Annotated in this window: 12 protein-coding genes, 1 tRNA gene and 2 rRNA genes; 3 read left to right on the top strand and 12 right to left on the bottom strand. The window is 67.5% G+C overall.

The features are described from left to right. The first annotated feature begins 63 nt into the window (after positions 1 to 63). Both OHA58_RS08920 and OHA58_RS08925 read left to right on the top strand, forming a co-directional pair. On the top strand, positions 64 to 840 hold the full coding sequence (locus OHA58_RS08920; protein WP_116509139.1) for an SDR family NAD(P)-dependent oxidoreductase: 777 nt from the start codon (positions 64 to 66) through the stop codon (positions 838 to 840). A 194-nt stretch (positions 841 to 1034) separates the two neighbouring features. Further along, positions 1035 to 1373 (top strand): hypothetical protein, encoded by a 339-nt coding sequence (locus OHA58_RS08925; protein ID WP_405478058.1) that lies wholly within the window; start codon positions 1035 to 1037, stop codon positions 1371 to 1373. Between the two features lie 208 nt (positions 1374 to 1581). Here OHA58_RS08925 and OHA58_RS08930 read toward each other — a convergent pair whose 3' ends face one another. The 8 genes from OHA58_RS08930 to OHA58_RS08965 all read right to left on the bottom strand — a co-directional run bounded on the left by OHA58_RS08930 (position 1582) and on the right by OHA58_RS08965 (position 15453). Further along, on the bottom strand, positions 1582 to 1956 hold the full coding sequence (locus OHA58_RS08930) for a helix-turn-helix domain-containing protein (RefSeq protein WP_383094896.1): 375 nt from the start codon (positions 1954 to 1956) through the stop codon (positions 1582 to 1584). 109 nt (positions 1957 to 2065) lie between these two features. Beyond that, on the bottom strand, positions 2066 to 2719 hold the full coding sequence (locus OHA58_RS08935; RefSeq protein ID WP_405478060.1) for a CinA family protein: 654 nt from the start codon (positions 2717 to 2719) through the stop codon (positions 2066 to 2068). After that, positions 2716 to 3396 carry a CDP-diacylglycerol--glycerol-3-phosphate 3-phosphatidyltransferase gene (pgsA, locus tag OHA58_RS08940; protein ID WP_405478061.1) on the bottom strand — a complete coding sequence of 227 codons (681 nt, stop codon included), beginning with the start codon at positions 3394 to 3396 and terminating at the stop codon, positions 2716 to 2718. Before pgsA ends, OHA58_RS08935 begins: the two co-directional genes overlap by 4 nt. After that, the gene (gene rimO / locus OHA58_RS08945; RefSeq protein ID WP_405478063.1) at positions 3393 to 4853 is read right to left on the bottom strand and encodes a 30S ribosomal protein S12 methylthiotransferase RimO; all 1461 of its coding nucleotides are present in this window, start codon (positions 4851 to 4853) and stop codon (positions 3393 to 3395) included. Before rimO ends, pgsA begins: the two co-directional genes overlap by 4 nt. A gap of 78 nt (positions 4854 to 4931) precedes the next feature. Then, positions 4932 to 5810, bottom strand: a complete 879-nt coding sequence (locus tag OHA58_RS08950; RefSeq protein WP_405478065.1) for a helix-turn-helix domain-containing protein — start codon at positions 5808 to 5810, stop codon at positions 4932 to 4934. Between the two features lie 278 nt (positions 5811 to 6088). Next, the gene (locus OHA58_RS08955; protein WP_405478066.1) at positions 6089 to 8869 is read right to left on the bottom strand and encodes a DNA translocase FtsK; all 2781 of its coding nucleotides are present in this window, start codon (positions 8867 to 8869) and stop codon (positions 6089 to 6091) included. A gap of 115 nt (positions 8870 to 8984) precedes the next feature. Then, positions 8985 to 9668, bottom strand: a complete 684-nt coding sequence (locus tag OHA58_RS08960) for a two-component system response regulator (RefSeq protein WP_116509145.1) — start codon at positions 9666 to 9668, stop codon at positions 8985 to 8987. A gap of 274 nt (positions 9669 to 9942) precedes the next feature. Beyond that, positions 9943 to 15453 carry a HAMP domain-containing protein gene (locus tag OHA58_RS08965; RefSeq protein WP_405478068.1) on the bottom strand — a complete coding sequence of 1837 codons (5511 nt, stop codon included), beginning with the start codon at positions 15451 to 15453 and terminating at the stop codon, positions 9943 to 9945. Positions 15454 to 15724: 271 nt separating this feature from the next. Between OHA58_RS08965 and OHA58_RS08970 the strand changes: the two genes are divergently transcribed. Continuing rightward, a complete protein-coding gene (locus tag OHA58_RS08970) occupies positions 15725 to 18403 on the top strand; it encodes a SpoIIE family protein phosphatase (protein ID WP_405478070.1) in 2679 nt (892 codons plus the stop codon). A 52-nt stretch (positions 18404 to 18455) separates the two neighbouring features. Here the strand turns inward: OHA58_RS08970 and OHA58_RS08975 are convergent. The 4 genes from OHA58_RS08975 to OHA58_RS08990 form a co-directional block, all read right to left on the bottom strand. After that, positions 18456 to 18528, bottom strand: a tRNA-Thr gene (locus tag OHA58_RS08975). Between the two features lie 85 nt (positions 18529 to 18613). Continuing rightward, positions 18614 to 19276, bottom strand: coding sequence for a DegT/DnrJ/EryC1/StrS family aminotransferase (locus OHA58_RS08980; protein WP_405484862.1), 663 nt, complete (start codon positions 19274 to 19276; stop codon positions 18614 to 18616). 114 nt (positions 19277 to 19390) lie between these two features. Beyond that, positions 19391 to 19507, bottom strand: a 5S ribosomal RNA gene (rrf, locus tag OHA58_RS08985). Between the two features lie 90 nt (positions 19508 to 19597). Further along, a 23S ribosomal RNA gene (locus tag OHA58_RS08990) occupies positions 19598 to 22721 on the bottom strand. Positions 22722 to 22735 lie beyond the last annotated feature (14 nt).

Raw genomic sequence — 22735 nt, forward strand, 5'->3', positions numbered from 1 at the left:
CCTCACCAGATAGCCCGTACACACTAATTGACGACCCGTCAGAAATGCTCGTACGGTCCCCTCATGCCCGTCACCGCGTACGACCTCACCGGACGCACCGCATTCGTCACCGGCGCCGCTAGCGGCATCGGACGCGCCTCCGCCCTGCTCCTGGCCGACGCCGGAGCCACTGTGCACTGCGCCGACCGCGACGCGCAGGGCCTGCACGAGACGGCGACGCTGATCAAGACAAGGGGAGGCACGGCCCGCACGCACCCCCTCGACGTCGCGGACCGCACCCAGCTCGCAGAGGCGGTGGCAGCGGCCGTCGACGCGACGGGCCGCCTCGACGTCATGGCCGCGATCGCCGGCGTCATGCACAGCAGCCCCGTCCTGGAGACCCGCGACGAAGACCTCGACCGCGTCCTCGGCATCAATTTCAAGGGCGTGCTGTACGCCTGCCAGGAGGCCGCCCGCGCCATGATCGCGACGGGCACACGCGGCAGCATCGTCACGATGGCGTCGGGGGCTGTGGACACCGGCGGCCCCGGACTGCTCTGCTACGGCGTCTCGAAGGCCGCCGTCGTCCAGCTGACGAAGACTCTGGCGACCGAGGTCGGCCCGCAGGGCATCCGCGTCAACGCGGTCGCGCCCGGCTGGATCCGTACGCCCATGACCGGCCGGCACGACGCGTCGGAGCAGTCGCACACCGAGGCCCTGATGGTCCGGATGTCCCCGCTGGGCCGCGTGGGCGAGGCGGACGACATCGCGCACGCCGTCCTGCACCTGGCATCGGACGCGTCATCGTTCACGACGGGCCAGATCCTCCGCCCGAACGGCGGCGTCGCCATGCCCTGGTGAGCCACCCACCCGCGCCCCCGGCCCTCTCGGACCGCATCTCCCCCGCAGAAGTCCCGCCCCGCCTCGCGCCCCCCACAGACGATCCACCGGCCCCCACTGCTCCCACAGACGCTCCAGGGGGCCGGATCGACCCCGCAGAAGTCCCACCCGGCCGCACGGATCCCACCGCCCCCGCCGCCCGTGACTTGGGCACGGTGTGCACCGGCAGCAGGCTCAGCCCCCACCCACCGGCTGCCACGGCCCCCTCGAAGGCACCCGCGTCCGGCGAGAAGGCCAGACGCAGCAGGCCCCACCACCACAGCGCCCCGAAGGCCACAGCCGGTATCCAGCGCGCGGTCCGCCACACCCCGGCCGGTATTCCGCGCACGGTCCGCCACGCCACGGCCGCCACCTCCTGCCCGATGCCGGATCGGATCGGATCGAACCCGAACGCCGGCGCCACCCGGCGGCAGGGCGCCCCGGAGGCGTTCCCGCACACCGAAGGCGCTCCCGCGCACGTCGAAATCCCCTTCACCATGGCACGAATGCCCTGATGCGGGCATGTCGAGCCCTGCCTGGCGCCGCCTCTGGCCAACCACTCCAGGCGCCCCGCCCTCCAGCCGCGCCGGCCCGGGCGCCACTCGACATGCGAGAGCCACGACATGCGAGAGCCACGACATGCAAAAGCCCCGGCCGATCTCCCGGCCGGGGCTTTCACACACTTATGAGTGACACCTGCACGAGGCGTCACGCCGCGCGGGATCACGCAGCGACGACGTCCACCGCTTCCGCAGGCGCCTTGATGGTCACCCGTTCCGGTGGGACACCGGCCACGGAGACAGAATTGAGCCGCGGGCGAACCGGTGCGGGCACCGGATCAGTAGCCGCTGCCGACACGGCCAGCTCGGCGAGAGCGAGCTCGTCGCTCACCTCGCGCATGAGCTCGGACATCCGTACGTCAAGCGCGTCGCAAATAGCGGAGAGCAGCTCGGAGGATGCCTCCTTCTGCCCCCGCTCCACCTCGGAGAGATAGCCGAGCGAGACTCGGGCGGACGAGGAGACTTCGCGCAGAGTACGGCCCTGGCGCTGGCGCTGCCGACGCAGCACGTCACCCAGCAGGCGACGGAGCAGAATCATCGGTGGCTCCCTCCTCGGACCGCGTAGCCGCATCCTTCACGCCCCACCGTACCGCCTTGCGCCGCGGCCGTGCGGGGAGCGATGTCGTGTTCACTCAGGGCTGTAAACATCAAAACCCCCCGTTCTGTTCCGTATCCTGTGCCCGCTCATTCTCTGCGTGTTCGCTCAAGACCTGCTCAAGGAGCAGCTCAAGCACACTCCGTACACTCTTCATACGGATTTCCGAACGGTCGCCGTTCAACCGCAACGCGGCCACTTTCCGGCTACGAGCGAAACTGCCGGCCTGCGCCCCGGACCGCTCAACCCCGGCGCCGGCTCCCGCGTCAGCCCCTCCGGAACCCGCTTCGAACGGCGTGGAATCGCCCGGGCCGGCGACGGCCACGAAGACCGTCCCCACCGGCTGCCCGTCCTGCTCGTCGGGCCCGGCGACGCCTGTGGTCGCGATCCCCCAGTCGGCACCGAGGACCCTGCGCACCCCGGTCGCCATCTGCACGGCGACCTCGGGATCGACCGCCCCGCGCTCGGCCAGGAGAGTGCCGTCGACGCCCAGGACGTCCCGTTTCAGCTCGGTCGCGTACGAGGTCACGGATCCGCGGAAGACGCGCGAGGCGCCCGGCACCGAGGTGATGTCCGCCGCCACGAGGCCGCCGGTGAGCGACTCGGCGACCGCGAGGGTCTCGCCGCGCTCGGCGAGCAGCCGGAGCACCACGGCGGCGGTGGTGAGGCCGTCCGCCCCGCCACCGCCGACCGCTCCGGACGTCACTGCTCCGCCGCCGCCTCACGTTCGTCGCGGGCGGCACGCTCAGCCGCCATGCCCTGCCGGCGCAGCACCACGGCCTGCTTCACGTAGTCGAGGCCGGTGAGCACGGTCAGCGCGACCGCCACCGCCATCACCCAGAACCGGAAGGTGGCCAGCGGCCCGGTCAGCGCCAGGACGTACATCCCGACCGCCGTGCCCTGGGCGAGGGTCTTCATCTTGCCGCCGCGGCTGGCCGGGATCACCCCGTACCGGATGACCCAGAAGCGCAGCAGGGTGATCCCGAGCTCACGCCCGAGGATCACTCCCGTCACCCACCAGGGCAGGTCGCCGAGGCTCGAGAGACAGATGAGCGCCGCCCCCATGATCGCCTTGTCGGCGATGGGGTCGGCGATCTTCCCGAAGTCCGTGACCAGGTTGTACGTGCGTGCCAGATGTCCGTCGAACACGTCCGTGATCATGGCGACGGCGAAGGCCGCCCAGGCCCAGGCGCGCCAGACGGGGTCGTAGCCGCCGTCGGCGAGCATGAGCGCCACGAAGCCCGGCACGAGTACGAGCCGGAGCATGGTCAGGATGTTCGCGATGTTCCACAGGCTGGCCTGGTTGACGGCCGCAGCGCCCAACTTGCCGCTGGGCGCCGGCCTACCGGAACCGCCCGTAGCGGATGCCGGGACTCCGGTCATCTGCCCGCCTCCTCAGAACACTCGAGCGGCTCGGCGACCAAATCAACGCCCTGGGTACCGATCACCTTTGCCTCGACGATACGACCCACGCTCAGGCCCTCGCTGCTGGTGAGCAGCACCTGTCCGTCAGTCTCGGGAGCCTGGTGCTCTCCGCGCCCGACAGCACCGTCCTCGTCGTCGATGGACTCGACGAGCACGTGGACCGCCTCGCCGACGCGCTCGTCCGCGCGCTGCGAGACCAGCTCCTCGGCGAGCCGCGACACACGCGCGAGGCGCTCGGCGACGACGTCCTCGTCGAGCTTGTGCTCGTACGTCGCCGCTTCCGTGCCCTCCTCGTCGGAGTAGCCGAAGACGCCGATCGCGTCGAGGCGGGCGCCGGTGAGGAAGCGCTCCAGCTCGGCCAGGTCGGCCTCGCTCTCGCCGGGGAAGCCCACGATGAAGTTGGACCGGACACCGGCCTGCGGCGCCCTGTCGCGGATCGTGGAGAGCAGCTCGAGGAAGCGGTCGGTGTCACCGAAGCGCCGCATGGAGCGCAGCACGGCGGGCGCCGAGTGCTGGAACGAGAGATCGAAGTAAGGAACGACCTTGTCGGTGCCCGTGAGGACGTCGATGAGGCCGGGGCGCATCTCGGCGGGCTGCAGATAGCTGACGCGCACCCGCTCAATCCCGTCAACGGCGGCCAGCTCGGGCAGCAGCGTCTCCAGGAGTCGGATGTCGCCGAGGTCCTTGCCGTACGAGGTGTTGTTCTCGGAGACGAGCATGACCTCCTTGACGCCCTGCTCGGCGAGCCAGCGCGTCTCACCGAGGACGTCGCTGGGCCGACGCGAGATGAAGGAGCCGCGGAAGGACGGGATGGCGCAGAACGAGCAGCGGCGGTCGCAGCCGGACGCCAGCTTCACCGAGGCGACGGGGTTCGTCCCGAGGCGGCGGCGCAGCGGGGCGCGGGGGCCGGACGCGGGCGCGAGGCCGTCGGGCAGGTCCACGGGGGCGTGTCCGGGGAGCGCCACCTCGGCGCCCGCGTCCTGCCGCTCGGCAGGGCTGATCGGCAGCAGCTTGCGCCGGTCGCGCGGGGTGTGCGAGGCGTGGATGCCGCCGTTGAGGATGGTCTGGAGCCGGTCGGAGATGTCGGCGTAGTCGTCGAAGCCGAGCACGCCGTCGGCCTCGGGGAGGGCTTCCGCCAGGTCCTTGCCGTACCGCTCGGCCATGCAGCCGACGGCCACGACGGCCTGGGTTCTGCCATGGCCCTTGAGGTCATTGGCTTCGAGAAGGGCGTCGACGGAGTCCTTCTTGGCGGCTTCGACGAAGCCACAGGTGTTGACGACAGCGACGTCTGCGGCCTCGGCGTCCTCGACGAGCTCCCAGCCGTCCGCCTCCAAGCGGCCTGCGAGCTCCTCCGAGTCCACCTCGTTACGGGCGCAGCCAAGAGTGACAAGGGCGACGGTACGGCGTTCGGGCATGGGCTCAAGACTACTTCGTCCCACCGACAGCACCGCCCGCGAGGGTTACCCGGAGATCATCGCCGGGCAACCTCCCGCTCATCCGACCTCGGGATCACCCTTGGTGTAGGTGAGGCGCTCGACCTGTCCGGGCTCGAACTCGTTGTCCACCTGCTTGCCGTTCACGTACAGCTGGATGGCGCCGGCGTCACCGAGGACGAGGTCGACCTTCTGGTTGTCCTGGAAGGTCTTCGACTCGCCCTGTTCGAGCAGGCCGTCGAACATGATCCGTCCGTTGTGGTCCTTCGCGGAGATCCAGCTGCGCCCGTCCGCCGCGTTGATCTTGACGGTGACCTTGTCGCGGGGTGCGGCCGCGATCGCGCTGTCGGTCGGGTCGGGCTTGGGGTCGGTGGGCTTGTTGGCCTTGGGGGTCTGCGTGGGCTTGGGCTTGCCGGAGGCCGGTGTCGCACCGTCGGCTGCCTGCTGCTTGGCACCGTCGTCGCTGCCGCCGAACGCGGTGAACCCGACGAAGCCGATCACCGCGACGATCGCGGCGACCATGGCCGCCGTCCAGTTCGGCCGGCGCGGCTCGGACCTGATCCGCTCGGCCTCGAACAGCGGAGCGGCCGGAGTCGGCGCGGGCCGCCCACCGTGCTCGTCGGCGTACTGGGCGAGAAGCGGCTCGGGATCGATACCCACGGCGCGCGCCAGGGTCCGGATGTGACCGCGGGCATAGACGTCGCCGCCGCACCGCGAGAAGTCGTCCTCCTCGATCGCGTGCACGATCGGGATGCGCACCCGGGTGGTCGTACTGACTTCGTCGACGGTCATCCCGGCGTCGTCGCGCGCCTGACGGAGGACGCGTCCGATCGAGGGGCGGTCGTCCGAGGGCGTGGGCGCCTGCTCGACGGCCGGCGGGGTCGTCGAGCGAACGTCATCCGAAGGACGGTCGTCTTCAGGGGAGTTGCCGATGGACACGGGGGCGCCTTTCGAGCGTGTAACCACCTGCTGGAGGTTCAGTCTAGGGGGGGTACGAAAGGGTGGGGCAACCGGGCGGTCAGACCTTTACGCCATCGGAATGGCCGGACACGACGGCCGGTCACCCCGATGCTGGGACACATACCTGTTCCCTCCCTCAACTTGACGTACGCGGAGGGGAAACGGTTGCCTCACGCTCCCTAACGAGTGAGCGTCGATCGCGAGTGTGAGCCGTCCGTTCGTCCTGCGGGGCGCGCGCTGTCCCTGCGACGCGCGCCTCACGGTTGAGCCTCCCCGCGGATCACGGCGAGCACTCCATCCAGTTCGTCAGGCTTCACAAGAACGTCACGTGCCTTCGAACCCTCGCTCGGCCCCACGATGTTCCGCGACTCCATGAGGTCCATGAGCCGCCCGGCCTTCGCGAAGCCGACGCGCAGCTTGCGCTGGAGCATCGACGTGGAGCCGAACTGCGTGGAAACGACCAGCTCAGCGGCCTGGCACAGCAGGTCGAGGTCGTCGCCGATGTCCTCGTCGATCTCCTTCTTCTGCTTGGTCCCGACGGTGACGTCGTCCCTGAAGACGGGCGCCATCTGGTCCTTGCAGTGCTGGACGACCGCGTGGATCTCGTCCTCGGTGACGAAGGCGCCCTGCATACGGGTGGGTTTGTTCTGGCCCATCGGCAGGTACAGCCCGTCGCCCTTGCCGATCAGCTTCTCGGCGCCGGGCTGGTCGAGGATGACGCGGCTGTCGGCGAGCGAGGAGGTGGCGAAGGCGAGCCGGGAGGGGACGTTGGCCTTGATGAGGCCGGTGACGACGTCGACCGACGGGCGCTGGGTGGCGAGCACCAGGTGGATGCCGGCCGCGCGCGCGAGCTGCGTGATGCGCACGATCGAGTCCTCGACGTCCCGCGGCGCGACCATCATCAGGTCCGCGAGCTCGTCGACGATGACCAGCAGATACGGGTACGTCTTCAGCTCGCGCTCGCTGCCCTCGGGCGTCTTGAGCTTGCCGTCGCGGATCGCCTGGTTGAAGTCGTCGATGTGCCGGTATCCGAACGCCGCAAGGTCGTCGTAGCGCAGGTCCATCTCGCGCACGACCCACTGCAGCGCCTCGGCGGCCCGCTTGGGGTTGGTGATGATCGGCGTGATCAGGTGCGGGATGCCCTCGTACGCGGTGAGCTCGACGCGCTTGGGGTCCACGAGGACCATGCGCACGTCCTCGGGGGTCGCCCGGCACATGATCGAGGTGATCAGGCAGTTGATGCAGGAGGACTTTCCGGAGCCCGTGGCTCCGGCGACGAGGATGTGCGGCATCTTGGCCATGTTGGCCATGACGTAACCGCCCTCGACGTCCTTGCCGAGCGCGACGAGCATCGGGTGGTCGTCCTCGGCCGCGTCGGCGAGGCGCAGGACGTCGCCCACGTTGACCATTTCGCGGTCGGTGTTCGGGATCTCGATGCCTACGGCGGACTTGCCGGGGATGGGCGAGATGATCCGGACGTCCGGGGACGCGACGGCGTAGGCGATGTTCTTGGCCAGCGCCGTGATCTTCTCGACCTTCACGGCGGGGCCGAGCTCGATCTCGTAGCGGGTGACCGTCGGGCCGCGCGTGAAGCCGGTGACGTGGGCGTCGACCTTGAACTCGGAGAAGACGTTCGACAGCGAGTCGACGACGGCGTCGTTGGCCGCGCTGCGTGACTTGCCGGGGCCGCCGCGCTCCAGGAGGTCGAGCGACGGCAGCGAGTAGGTGATGTCACCGGACAGCTGGAGCTGCTCGGCGCGCGGCGGGAGGTCGCGCGGGGCATCGGGGGCGGACTTCGTCAGGTCGGGCACGCCGGCCTTGGCCGCCGCGGCTGCGGTTGCCGCTGCGGCCGCAGGCTCAGGTGCCGGCTCCTTGGTCTCCTTCGCCGGGGCCTTCGCCCGCGCGGTAGGCACCGGCGCCGTGCGCTCCGGAGCGCTCTCCCGCTCCGTACCGACCCCCTGCGTCAGATCGGCGACCAGCGGCGACGGCGGCATGCCGTGCAGCACGGCCCCGTCGAGCGCGGCAGCGGCCGCTGCGGCCACGTCGACCGCGTCCATGGGCCGGGTCACGACGGGCTGCACAGGGGTGCGCCGGGGCCTACGCCGCTTGGAGAGCGCCTCCTGCTCCGCCTGGTCGGGGTCGTACGTCTCGGGGTCCGCCGGGCGCCGCCTGGAGCGCGCGGGCAGGGACTCGCGCCACTGTTCGTCGTAGCGCTCGTCGTCGTCCGCCGCACCGAGCGCGTCGTCCTCGGGGTCCGGATGGACGACGCCGAGCTTCACACCGAGCAGCCGCAGTCGCTGCGGAATCGCGTTCACGGGCGTCGCGGTGACCACGAGCAGTCCGAAGACGGTGAGCAGGACGAGGAGCGGTACCGCGAGCACCTCGCCCATGGTGAAGCTCAACGGGGTGGAGGCGCCCCAGCCGATGAGCCCTCCGGCGTCCCTTATGGCCTGCATGCCATCGGTGCGGGAGGGCGAGCCGCAGGCGATGTGGACCTGGCCGAGTACGCCGATGACGAGCGCGGACAGGCCGATCACGATGCGCCCGTTGGCCTCGGGCTTCTCGGGGTGCCGGATGAGGCGTACGGCGATGCCGCCGAGCAGCAGAGGCACGAGCAGGTCGAGACGGCCGAACGCGCCCGTGACGAGCATTTCGACGAGGTCGCCGACGGGTCCGCGCAGATTCGACCAGGTGCCCGCCGCGACGATCAGCGCCAGACCGAGGAGGAGGAGTGCGAGGCCGTCCTTGCGGTGCGCCGGGTCGAGCCCCTTGGCGCCACGGCCTATGCCGCGGAACATCGCGCCCACGCTGTGCGCGACGCCCAGCCAGAGCGCCCGTGCGAGCCGGTACACGCCCCCGGTGGGGCTGGGCGCCGGCTTGGGCGCGGGCTTCTTCGCCGCGGCTTTCCTCGGGGGCGCCTTCTTGGCCGCGGGCTTCTTCGCGGCCGTCTTCTTGGCAGGGGCCTTCTTCGCCGGAGCCTTGGTCGGCGCGGCCGCCTTCTTCGCGGGCGTCTTCTTGGCTGCGGGACGTGAGGCCATGAGTGCGAGGTTACCGGTGGAGACCACTGCGGACACGTGTGCCTACTGCTTCACCCGTCCGTGTCGCGGATCGGAGTGCCCGGAGGTGACGCTTCCTCAAATGGTGGGCTGCTGCTCAGTTCTGCGAAGGAAGTGACGGTGCGCCGCTTCCCGTACCGGGCTCCAGTGCGTCAAGGGCGCGGCGCAGCCCGGTGAGTTTGCGTTCGAGATGCGCGGCCGTGGCGACCGCGGCAGCGTCCGCCGACTCGTCGTCGAGCTGCTTCGAGAGCGCCTCTGCCTGCTCCTCAACGGCCGCGAGCCGCGCGGAGAGTTCGGCCAGCAGCCCGGCCGGCTCCTTGGAGTCGCCGACGTCGGACTTCCCGCCGCCCTCGAGCTGGAGCCGCAGCAGGGCCGCCTGCTCCCGCAGTTGGCAGTTCTTCATGTACAGCTCGACGAAGACCGAGACCTTCGCGCGCAGGACCCACGGGTCGAACGGTTTCGAGATGTAGTCCACCGCACCGGCCGCGTACCCACGGAACGTGTGGTGCGGGCCGTGGTTGATGGCCGTGAGGAAGATGATCGGGATGTCGCGTGTCCGCTCCCGACGCTTGATGTGCGCCGCGGTTTCGAAACCGTCCATTCCCGGCATCTGGACATCCAGCAGAATGACCGCGAAATCGTCCGTGAGCAGCGCTTTGAGTGCTTCCTCCCCGGACGATGCCCGCACCAGTGTCTGATCGAGCGCGGAGAGGATGGCCTCCAGCGCCAGCAGATTCTCCGGCCGGTCATCGACCAGGAGGATCTTGGCCTTCTGCACCATGGCCCGCCCTCCTCGCCCCGGCATGGGGCCGCCCCTGTCCGCAGGACTTGGGGCGGCTCCGGAAGCCGCCCCAGAGGGCGACTCCCTTGCGTCGCCCGTCCTTGTGCCGGTCATGGTAGCCGCACCCCGCCCGTCGCCACACCCTGTCACCGCGATGTCACTGTGCACGTAGCACAAACGCAGTGGGAGACCAGAAGGTTCCCCGAATACCGCAGTTCTACACGGCTTCGGCCACACCCGGTCAACAACTGCTCAGCAACGCACACCTACCCGGTCACTCCCCGCGCATCCACTGCTCCATCACCGTAAGCAGATGATCCGGATCGACCGGCTTCGTGACGTAGTCGGAGGCCCCGGACTCGATGGCCTTCTCCCTGTCGCCCTTCATCGCCTTCGCCGTGAGCGCGATGATCGGCAGCCCGGCGAACTGCGGCATCCTGCGGATCGCCGTCGTCGTCGCGTAGCCGTCCATCTCCGGCATCATGATGTCCATCAGGACGACCGTCACGTCGTCGTGCTGTTCGAGGACCTCGATCCCCTCCCGGCCGTTCTCGGCGTACAGCACGGACAGGCCGTGCTGCTCCAGGACGCTGGTGAGCGCGAAGACGTTACGGATGTCGTCGTCGACGATGAGCACCTTCTCGCCACCGAAGAGGAACGTGCGTCGCTCCTGCGGCGCCCCTTCCTGACCGGTGCCCGCCCACTGCTCCTGGGCGCGCTCCTGCGCGGGCGCCACCGGCCCCTGCTGCCCGGGCTGTCCCGGCAGCGCCGGCCGCTGTTCGGGCGCGGCCACCTGCCTGCGGCGCCGCCTGAAGAGCGCGGCGGGACCGTGCTGGGTGTCCTGGTACGACCTGACCTCCGGCGGCATCGACGCCTCGGGCGGCATGACCTCCATCGGCACGGCGTGCATCCCCGGCTCGATGGTGGGCGCGAGCTGCGGGTAGCCCTGCGGCGGCAGTTCGCTCGCGTGCAGCGGCATGTACAGCGTGAACGTGGAGCCACGCCCGGGTTCGCTCTGTGCGTGGATCTCACCGCCGAGCAGCCGCGCGATCTCACGGCTGATGGACAGGCCGAGGCCCGTACCGCCGTACTTGCGGCTCGTCGTCCCGTCGGCCTGCTTGAACGCCTCGAAGATCACCCGCATCTTGCTGGCCGCGATGCCGATGCCGGTGTCGGTCACGGAGAAGGCGATCAGGTCGCCGTCCGCCTCCCGCAGGGAGCCCGCCTCCAGGAGCTGCTCACGGATGGCGTCGGGCACGTCCGCGCCCGCCGGCCTGATGACCAGTTCGACGGCTCCGGAGTCGGTGAACTTGACCGCGTTGGACAGCAGGTTGCGCAGCACCTGGAGCAGGCGCTGTTCGTCCGTGTGGAGCGTCGCGGGCAGTTCGGGCGAGACCCGTACGGAGAAATCGAGGCCCTTCTCTGCGGTCAGCGGGCGGAAAGTGGCCTCTACGTAGTCGACGAGTTGCACCAGAGCGATGCGGGTCGGCGACACGTCCATCTTGCCCGCCTCGACCTTCGACAGGTCGAGGATGTCGTTGATCAGCTGGAGCAGGTCGGAACCGGCGCCATGGATCGTCTCGGCGAACTCGACCTGCTTCGGGGTCAGGTTCGAGTCCGCGTTGTCGGCGAGCAACTTGGCCAGAATCAGCAGGGAGTTGAGCGGTGTACGCAGCTCGTGCGACATGTTCGCCAGGAACTCGGACTTGTACCGCATGGAGACCGCGAGCTGCTCGGCGCGCTCCTCCAGGACCTGCCTGGCCTCTTCGATCTCGGTGTTCTTGACCTCGATGTCGCGGTTCTGCTGGGCGAGCAGCTCGGCCTTCTCCTCCAGCTCCGCGTTGGACGCCTGGAGCGCCTTCTGCCGGTTCTCCAACTCCGCGGACCGCTCGCGCAGTTGCTCGGTGAGCTCCTGCGACTGCTTGAGCAGCACCTCCGTCTTCGTGTTGACGGAGATGGTGTTCACGCTCGTCGCGATCATCTCGGCGATCTGGTTCAGGAAGTCCTTCTGGATCTGCGTGAACGGCTGGAACGTCGCCAGCTCGATCACACCGAGGACCGTCCCCTCGAAGAGCACCGGCAGCACGATGACGTGTGCGGGCGGCGCCTCCCCGAGCCCGGAAGCGATCTTCAGATAGCCCTGCGGCACGTTCTCCACGAGGATCGCGCGCTTCTCCTGGGCCGCCGTCCCGATGAGCGTCTCACCGGGCCGGAACGAGGTCGGCATGGACCCCATCGAGTAGCCGTAGCTGCCTAGCATGCGCAGCTCGTACGCATCCTCGGGCGCGGAACCGGCCTCGGCCTCGTCCGTCGGCAGCGCCAGGAAGAACGCGCCGTGCTGGGCGGAGACGACCGGCGTCAGCTCGCTCATGATCAGCGAGGCCACGTCCTCCAGGTCGCGGCGGCCCTGCATGAGACCGGAGATACGGGCCAGGTTGCCCTTCAGCCAGTCCTGCTCCTCGTTGGCGACCGTGGTGTCGCGCAGGTTGGAGATCATCTTGTTGATGTTGTCCTGCAGGGCCTGGATCTCGCCCGCCGCGTCCACGTCGATCTTGAGGTTCAGGTCGCCGCGGGTCACCGCCGTGGCGACGGCCGCGATGGCGCGCACCTGACGGGTCAGGTTCCCGGCCATCTCGTTCACGGACTCGGTCAGGTCGCGCCAGGTGCCGTCGACGTCACGCACCCGGGCCTGACCGCCCAGCTGGCCCTCCGTACCCACCTCGCGGGCAACCCGGGTCACCTGCTCGGCGAACGAGGACAGCTGGTCGACCATCGTGTTGATCGTCGTCTTGAGTTCGAGGATCTCGCCCCGGGCGTCGATGTCGATCTTCTTGGTCAGGTCGCCCTTGGCGATGGCGGTCGTGACCATCGCGATGTTGCGGACCTGTCCGGTCAGGTTCGACGCCATGCCGTTCACGGACTCGGTGAGGTCCTTCCACGTACCGGAGACCCCCGGTACGCGGGCCTGCCCGCCGAGGATGCCGTCGGTGCCCACCTCGCGGGCCACGCGGGTCACCTGGTCGGCGAACGAACTCAGCGTCGTCACCATGGTGTTGACCGTGTCGGCGAGCTGCGCGACCTCGCCGCGCGCCTCGACCGTGACCTTCTTGGTGAGGTCGCCATTGGCGACGGCCGCCGCGACCTGCGAGATGTTGCGCACCTGGCTGGTCAGGTTGTTGGCCATCAGGTTGACGTTGTCGCTGAGGTCCTTCCAGATGCCCGTGACGCCCCGCACGCGCGCCTGGCCGCCCAGCTGGCCCTCGGTACCCACCTCGCGGGCCACGCGGGTCACCTGCTCGGCGAACGACGACAGCTGATCCACCATCGTGTTGACGGTCGTGACGAGTTCGAGGATCTCGCCCTTCGCGTCGACGGTGATCTTTTTGGACAGGTCGCCGCGGGCGACGGCCGTGGTGACCTCGGCGATGTTGCGCACCTGAAGGGTCAGGTTGTTGGCCATGCCGTTCACGGACTGCGTGAGGTCCTTCCAGGTGCCGGAGACACCCTGGACCTCGGCCTGCCCGCCGAGGATGCCCTCCGTACCCACCTCGCGGGAGACCCGCGTGACCTGCTCGGCGAAGTTCGAGAGCTGGTCCACCATCGTGTTGAGGGTGTTCTTCAGCTCCAGGATCTCGCCGCGCGCGTCCACGTCGATCTTCTGCGACAGGTCACCGCGCGCCACCGCCGTGGCGACCTGCGCGATGTTGCGCACCTGGGCGGTGAGGTTGCCGGCCATGCCGTTCACGGAGTCGGTCAGGTCGCGCCACACACCGGCGACGCCGGGCACCTGCGCCTGACCGCCGAGCCGGCCTTCCGTACCCACCTCGCGGGCCACCCGCGTCACCTGGTCGGCGAACGCGGAGAGCTGGTCGACCATCGTGTTGATGGTGTTCTTGAGCTCGAGGATCTCACCGCGCGCGTCCACGTCGATCTTCTGCGACAGGTCACCCCGCGCCACCGCCGTGGTCACCTGTGCGATCTGGCGCACCTGTGAAGTCAGGTTCCCCGCCATGAAGTTGACGGAGTCGGTGAGTTCCTTCCAGGTGCCGGACACGCCGTCGACCCGCGCCTGACCGCCGAGCCGGCCCTCGGTGCCCACGTCGCGCGCCATGCGCGTCACCTGGTCGGCGAACGAGGACAGCTGGTCCACCATCGTGTTCACGGTGTTCTTCAGCTGGAGCATCTCGCCGGACACGTCGACGGTGACCTTCTGCGACAGGTCGCCGTTGGCCACCGCCGTCGTCACCTGCGCGATGTTGCGGACCTGGCCCGTCAGGTTGCGGAAGGCCGTGTTGACGGAGTCCGTCAGGTCCTTCCACGTACCGGCCGCGCCCTGCACATGCGCCTGGCCGCCCAGCTCACCCTCGACACCGATCTCCCGTGCCACGCGGGTGACTTCGGAGCCGAACGCGGACAGCTGGTCCACCATCGTGTTGACGGTGTTCTTGAGCTCGAGCATCTCGCCGGCGACGTCGACGGTCACCTTCTGCGAGAGATCACCGTTCGCCACCGCCGTCGTGACGGTCGCGATGTCGCGCACCTGCGTGGTCAGGTTCCGGAAGACCGTGTTCACCGAATCGGTGAGGTCCTTCCACGTCCCCGCCGCACCCGGCACATTCGCCTGCCCGCCGAGCTGCCCTTCCGCACCGACCTCGTTGGCCACGCGCGTGACCTCGTCCGCGAACGTGCGCAGCGTCTCGGTCATCTGGTTGATCGTCTCGGCGAGTTGGGCGACCTCACCGCGTGCCGACACCGTCACCTTCTGCGACAGATCACCGCTGGCGACCGCCGTCGTGACCTGCGCGATCCCGCGCACCTGGGCCGTCAGGTTGCCGGCCATAAGATTTACGGAATCGGTGAGGTCCTTCCACACACCCGCCACACCCGGCACCTGCGCCTGGCCGCCGAGCTCGCCCTCCGTGCCCACCTCGCGGGCCACCCGGGTCACCTCGGAGGAGAAGGACGACAGCTGGTCCACCATCGTGTTGACGGTGTTCTTCAGCTCGAGCATCTCGCCCGCGACGTGAACCGTGACCTTCCTGGACAGATCACCCTTCGCCACCGCGGTCGTCACGAGAGCAATGTCACGCACCTGAGCCGTCAGCCGGTACGCCATGGTGTTGACCGAATCCGTGAGGTCCTTCCACGAACCGGACATACCGCGCACCCGGGCCTGACCGCCCAGCTTGCCCTCCGTGCCCACCTCACTGGCCACCCGCGTGACCTCGTCGGTGAACGTCGACAGCTGGTCCACCAGGTTGTTGACGGTGCGCCCGACCTTGAGGAACTCGCCCCGCAGCGGATGACCGTTGCCGTCCGGCACCTGCGAACGCAGCTCCATGCGCGGCGACAGATCGCCCTCCGCGACCGCCGTGAGCACCCGTCCGACCTCGGAGACCGGGCGTACGAGGTCGTCGACCAGGGCGTTCGACGCATTGATCGCCGCAGCCCAGGAGCCCTCACAGGCGCCCGCCTCAAGCCGCTCGGTGAGCTTTCCCTCACGCCCGACCATCCGCCGCACCCGCGACAGCTCACCGGTGAGGTGCAGATTCCGGTCCGCGACCTCGTTGAAGACCGCCGCAATCTCGGCCATGAGGCCGTCGCCCGACACCGTGAGGCGCTTGCGGAAGTTACCGTCCCGCATCGCCACAAGACCGGCGAGCAGTCTGTTCAGGGCAGCGGTGTCCACCGCTGTGGTCCCATTGCGCGGTTTACGCTGTTTCGCCAGGGACTGTCCGCCCTTTGCGCGCGTATTCGTGCCTCGCGACGCTGCGCCAGACTCCACTGTGTCCCTCCCGCAAGGGTCGGCCGTACTGCTCGGATTGCTCGGGTTCTCTTCGGAAGCCTGCCCAGTGTTTCACCATGGCTGAACCAGGCCATAACAGTTCGGCAGCTTCGCACACCGTCCGCACACCCTCCGGGCGGAAACACTGGCGACCGGCATCCGCATGGACGGCGAAGGTAAGTAACCTTGCATGCGGCTGTCCACCCACCCCGGTCCGCCCGGCCAGGGTGGTGGCACGAGGACGACGGGCATCGGAGGGGGCGGCCGCGCCATGAGTTCGGGAGACATGGGCGTCGAGACTCGTACGACTGATACAGGGAGTTCTGTGATCACCGCGCGCGCGGCTGCCACCTTCGACCCCGTCGGGCGGTCCGTCGCGACCGCCCGCGCCTTTGTGCGCGACACCCTCCAGGGGTGGGGCTTCCCCGACATCATCGACGACGCGGTCGTCCTCACCAGTGAACTCGTGACGAACGCCGTCGTGCACGCCGGCACCTCCGCCGAGGTCCTGTGCCTGCGCACCGACGACGGTGTACGCATCGAGGTCGCCGACCGCTATCCGGAGCGCGAGATCCCGCTCCAGCAGTCCGCGATCAACATGGGCAACCCAGACCGCGAGGGCGGCCGCGGCCTCCAGCTCTGCGCGGCCCTCGCCACCCGCTGGGGCGTCGACTACACGCCGACGCACAAACTCGTCTGGTTCCAACTCGCCCTTCCCCAGCGCTCGGTGGGCACCCGCACCGCGGGCCCCGCCCTCCCCACGGACCTCCTCCCGCTGGCCGACAGCAGAGTGCGGGTCGCCGTCGTCCAGATCGACCGCACCGGAGCCGTCGCCGCCTGGAGCGAGGACGCGGAGCACCTCTTCGGATACGTCGCCGAACAGGTCATCGGTAAACCCCTCACCGACTTCGCGGCCTGGCCGCACACCCCCGGCACGAGCACGGGAATCGCCGACGCACTGCAGTTCTCGCGCTGGGAGGGCAGCTACGGCGTCCGCGGCGCCAACGGCCGCGTGACGCCCGTCTACGCCTCCCACCTGCGCGTCCGCGACGCCGGCGGCGATCCCTCCACGGTCTGCCTCCTCGTACGCGACCACGAGCGCGCCGTCCTCCAGACCCCGCTGCGCGGCCAGACCACCTCGGAGAGCGGCACGCTGTCCGAGGGCAACGCGTCCGACCCGTTCCAGGTCTTCATCGGCTCACCCGCCCCGGACGACCTCGACAGCCTGCTCCAACGCACGGTCGAACGCGCCCGTGACATGCTCGACGGTGACTCCGCCTTCCTGCTCCTTGCGACCGACGACGAGACCGAGCTGGAGGTCCGCGCCTCCACGGGCCTTCCGTCGGCCCGCCAGCGCTTCGCCCGCGTCCCCGTGGAGGTGGGCCCCGGCCGCTACGGCTCGGCTCGCATGCCGGCCGTCCACGAGGACCTCACAGTCGTCCCCGGCGCCGTCCCGCTCCTCAACGGCACGGGCATGCGCTCGGTCGTCACGGTCCCGCTCAAGGTCGAGGGCCGCCTCACCGGCTCCCTCGGCGTCGCGGCCGAGGCACCCGACCGCTACTCGAACGAGGAGGCCCTGCGCCTCCAGTTCGCCGCCGACCGCATCGCCCTGGCCGTCGAGTCGGCCCGCCTCGGCGAGCTCGAAAAGCTCCGCCGCGGCTCCCTCAGCTTCCTCGTCGAGGCATCCGACCTCCTCGCCGGCACCCTCGACCGCGACCAGACCCTGGCGCTCATGGCCCAGATGACGGTCCCGACGCTCGCCACCTGGTGCGCCGTCTACACGATCGCCGACCAGTCTTCGGAGCCGTACCTCTCGTACGTCCTGCACGAGGACGAGGAGCGCATCGACGGCCTCAAGGCACTCCTCTCCAAGATCGCCCCGCCCGACCCGGTCCCCACCCCCGGAGCCCGCGTCTGGGCGGCACCCGCCGAAGCGGCCCACCAGGCGGCTCTACGGACGTCCAAGCGCAGCCTCGGCCTCGGCGCACCGGCGAGCGTCAGCTCAGGCATCGGCACGACCCTCGCCACGGCCTCCGCGGTCGGCGGCGAGACGGTCGTCCTCCCCCTGGTCGCCCGCAACCGCGTCATCGGCATGCTCACACTCGGCAAGCCGTCCGACGAGCACTTCCGCCAGGAAATCCTGGAACTGGCCGAGGACTTGAGCCGCCGTGCCGCGCTCGCCCTGGACAACGCGCGCCTCTACTCGGAGCGCATGGCCATCAGTCAGTCCCTCCAGCGAAGCCTGCTCCCACCTGAGCTCCCGCACATCCCGGGCGTCGAGGTCGAGGTCATCTACCGCGCGGCCGGCGAGGGAAACGAGGTGGGCGGCGACTTCTACGACCTCTTCCCGATCCGCGACGGCGCCTACGGCTTCGCCATCGGCGACGTCTGCGGTACGGGACCGGAGGCCGCGGCGGTCACCGGTCTGGCCCGGCACGCCCTGCGCCTCCTGGCCCGCGAGGGCTTCGGCGGCCCCGCGGTCCTGGAGCGCCTGAACGCCGCCATCCTCGACGAGGGCGCCCGAAGCCGCTTCCTCACGCTCCTCTACGGCGAGTTGTGGCCGCAGGAGGACGGCTCGGCGGTCCTGAAGATGGTCTGCGCCGGCCACCCGCTCCCCCTGCGCCTGCGCCAGGACGGCACAGTCGAGCCGTACGCGGAGCCGCAGCCGCTCCTCGGCGTCATGGAGGACCTGGAGCTCTACGAGCAGACGATGACGCTCGACCCGGGCGATGTCCTCCTCTGTGTCACGGACGGCATCACCGAACGCCGCGAAGGCACCCGCATGCTGGGCGACGACGGCCTGGCGGACGTCCTGACGACCTGTACGGGTCTGACGGCCGGCGCAGTAGCGGCCCGCATCATGCGCGCGGTCGAACGTTTCGCGTCTGACGCCCCTTCGGACGACATGGCCATCCTGACCATGCGCGTCCCGGAACTCCAGAAGGACTGAGAGCCCCAACGCAAAAGGCCCCCGCCCGGAAGGGCGGAGGCCTTTATGTCTGAGCCCCCAAGCGGAATCGAACCGCTGACCTTCTCCTTACCATGGAGACGCTCTACCGACTGAGCTATAGGGGCCTGTTGCTTTCCCGGGGTTTCCCCCGCAGCAACGGAATTAAGCATACCCGAACTTCAGCTCGGTTCGAACCGCCCTGCCTGCGCGTCAGAAAGCGGGCTGCAGCAGCCCACCGAGCGCATTGCACGCGGAGACGACCTTGTGGAGCTCGCGCCGCGACAGCGTGGCACTGACGGGCAGCGCCAGCGTCTCGTCGGCGGCCCGCTCCGTCTCCGGCAGCGCGACGTCACGCCGGAACTGCGGCAGTCGGTGCACGGGCGTCTTCACCGGCACGCGGCAGTCAATTCCCCTGGCCCGTATGGCATGTGCGAAGGCGTCCCGGTCGGGCCGCCCGTTGCCGGGCACCCGTACGACGTACTGCTGGTAGGTGTGCCGCTCGCTCTCGGCGGGCGTCCGTACGCCACTGAGCCGCGCGTTCAGATAGCCGGCCTGCGCCCGCCGCCTGGCGAGCCCGTCGTGCGGCTGCTCCGACTCGCCCTGCTCCAGGACGAGCAGCCCGCGCCGCCCACCGATCTCCCGGAGCCGCGCCACATCGGCCGGCTGCCCGAAGCGGTGTACGGCGATGATCGCCGCGGTGTGTGGGCTGACGCCGGCCTCGACCGAGACGGGGGCGAGGCAGTACGTGTCCGGGTCGATGTCCGCGAACACCGGCCTGGCACCGGCCAGTTCGACGGCCTCCGCGACCTCGACGTTCCCGTAGGCGGGCACGATGACCTCGTCACCGGTTCCGATACCGGCGGCCCTCAGCATTGCAACTGTCCCCATGGCACGGGATGTTGGCTGCACAACGTGAACGACAAGTGACGCGAAACAAAAAAGAGCTGGTCCCTGAACCGAAGTTCAGGGACCAGCTCTATAAAAGGAGTTCGGCGGCGTCCTACTCTCCCACAGGGTCCCCCCTGCAGTACCATCGGCGCTGTGAGGCTTAGCTTCCGGGTTCGGAATGTAACCGGGCGTTTCCCTCACGCTATGACCACCGAAACACTATGAAACTGTCAACCGCACCAAAGTCGTGGCCCGACAATGGGGTTGTTCGTGGTTTCAGAACCAACACAGTGGACGCGAGCAACTGAGGACAAGCCCTCGGCCTATTAGTACCAGTCACCTCCACCCGTTACCGGGCTTCCAGATCTGGCCTATCAACCCAGTCGTCTACTGGGAGCCTTAACCCCTCAAAGGGGGTGGGAATACTCATCTCGAAGCAGGCTTCCCGCTTAGATGCTTTCAGCGGTTATCCTTTCCGAACGTAGCCAACCAGCCATGCCCTTGGCAGGACAACTGGCACACCAGAGGTTCGTCCGTCCCGGTCCTCTCGTACTAGGGACAGCCCTTCTCAATATTCCTACGCGCACAGCGGATAGGGACCGAACTGTCTCACGACGTTCTAAACCCAGCTCGCGTACCGCTTTAATGGGCGAACAGCCCAACCCTTGGGACCGACTCCAGCCCCAGGATGCGACGAGCCGACATCGAGGTGCCAAACCATCCCGTCGATATGGACTCTTGGGGAAGATCAGCCTGTTATCCCCGGGGTACCTTTTATCCGTTGAGCGACGGCGCTTCCACAAGCCACCGCCGGATCACTAGTCCCGACTTTCGTCCCTGCTCGACCCGTCGGTCTCACAGTCAAGCTCCCTTGTGCACTTACACTCAACACCTGATTACCAACCAGGCTGAGGGAACCTTTGGGCGCCTCCGTTACTCTTTAGGAGGCAACCGCCCCAGTTAAACTACCCATCAGACACTGTCCCTGATCCGGATCACGGACCCAGGTTAGACATCCAGCACGACCAGAGTGGTATTTCAACGACGACTCCCCCTGAACTGGCGTCCAGAGTTCAAAGTCTCCCACCTATCCTACACAAGCCGAACCGAACACCAATATCAAACTGTAGTAAAGGTCCCGGGGTCTTTCCGTCCTGCTGCGCGAAACGAGCATCTTTACTCGTAGTGCAATTTCACCGGGCCTATGGTTGAGACAGTCGAGAAGTCGTTACGCCATTCGTGCAGGTCGGAACTTACCCGACAAGGAATTTCGCTACCTTAGGATGGTTATAGTTACCACCGCCGTTTACTGGCGCTTAAGTTCTCAGCTTCGCACACCCGAAAGTGCACTAACCGGTCCCCTTAACGTTCCAGCACCGGGCAGGCGTCAGTCCGTATACATCGCCTTACGGCTTCGCACGGACCTGTGTTTTTAGTAAACAGTCGCTTCTCGCTGGTCTCTGCGGCCACCCCCAGCTCATGAAGTAAATTCAATCACCGGTGATGGCCCCCCTTCTCCCGAAGTTACGGGGGCATTTTGCCGAGTTCCTTAACCATAGTTCACCCGAACGCCTCGGTATTCTCTACCTGACCACCTGAGTCGGTTTAGGGTACGGGCCGCCATGAAACTCGCTAGAGGCTTTTCTCGACAGCATAGGATCATCCACTTCACCACAATCGGCTCGGCATCAGGTCTCAGGCTCATGCTGTCCGGATTTACCTAGACAGCGCCCTACACCCTTACCCCGGGACAACCACCGCCCGGGCTGGACTACCTTCCTGCGTCACCCCATCACTCACCTACTACAAGTCTGGTCCGTCGGCTCCACCACTTTCCTTTCCCCGAAGGGTCCGGAACGGCTTCACGGACTTAGCATCGCCTGATTCAATGTTTGACGCTTCACAGCGGGTACCGGAATATCAACCGGTTATCCATCGACTACGCCTGTCGGCCTCGCCTTAGGTCCCGACTTACCCTGGGCAGATCAGCTTGACCCAGGAACCCTTAGTCAATCGGCGCACACGTTTCTCACGTGTGTATCGCTACTCATGCCTGCATTCTCACTCGTGAACCGTCCACAACTCGCTTCCGCGGCTGCTTCACCCGGCACACGACGCTCCCCTACCCATCCATACTCCCGTTGGGGATATGTGTATGAATGACACGACTTCGGCGGTACGCTTGAGCCCCGCTACATTGTCGGCGCGGAATCACTAGACCAGTGAGCTATTACGCACTCTTTCAAGGGTGGCTGCTTCTAAGCCAACCTCCTGGTTGTCTGTGCGACTCCACATCCTTTCCCACTTAGCGTACGCTTAGGGGCCTTAGTCGATGCTCTGGGCTGTTTCCCTCTCGACCATGGAGCTTATCCCCCACAGTCTCACTGCCGTGCTCTCACTTACCGGCATTCGGAGTTTGGCTAAGGTCAGTAACCCGGTAGGGCCCATCGCCTATCCAGTGCTCTACCTCCGGCAAGAAACACACGACGCTGCACCTAAATGCATTTCGGGGAGAACCAGCTATCACGGAGTTTGATTGGCCTTTCACCCCTAACCACAGGTCATCCCCCAGGTTTTCAACCCTGGTGGGTTCGGTCCTCCACGAAGTCTTACCTCCGCTTCAACCTGCCCATGGCTAGATCACTCCGCTTCGGGTCTTGAGCGCGCTACTGAATCGCCCTATTCGGACTCGCTTTCGCTACGGCTTCCCCACACGGGTTAACCTCGCAACGCACCGCAAACTCGCAGGCTCATTCTTCAAAAGGCACGCAGTCACGACTGTATGTGCAAGCACATACAGCGACGCTCCCACGGCTTGTAGGCACACGGTTTCAGGTACTATTTCACTCCGCTCCCGCGGTACTTTTCACCATTCCCTCACGGTACTATCCGCTATCGGTCACCAGGGAATATTTAGGCTTAGCGGGTGGTCCCGCCAGATTCACACGGGATTTCTCGGGCCCCGTGCTACTTGGGTGTCTCTCAAACGAGCCGCTGATGTTTCGACTACGGGGGTCTTACCCTCTACGCCGGACCTTTCGCATGTCCTTCGCCTACATCAACGGTTTCTGACTCGTCTCACAGCCGGCAGACTGTGAAAGAGAGATCCCACAACCCCACATGCGCAACCCCTGCCGGGTATCACACGCATATGGTTTGGCCTCATCCAGTTTCGCTCGCCACTACTCCCGGAATCACGGTTGTTTTCTCTTCCTGCGGGTACTGAGATGTTTCACTTCCCCGCGTTCCCTCCACATACCCTATGTGTTCAGGTATGGGTGACAGCCCATGACGACTGCCGGGTTTCCCCATTCGGAAACCCCCGGATCAAAGCCTGGTTGACGGCTCCCCGGGGACTATCGTGGCCTCCCACGTCCTTCATCGGTTCCTGGTGCCAAGGCATCCACCGTGCGCCCTTAAAAACTTGGCCACAGATGCTCGCGT

Source organism: Streptomyces sp. NBC_00009, assembly GCF_045040855.1.
Taxonomy (GTDB): domain Bacteria; phylum Actinomycetota; class Actinomycetes; order Streptomycetales; family Streptomycetaceae; genus Streptomyces; species Streptomyces aureus.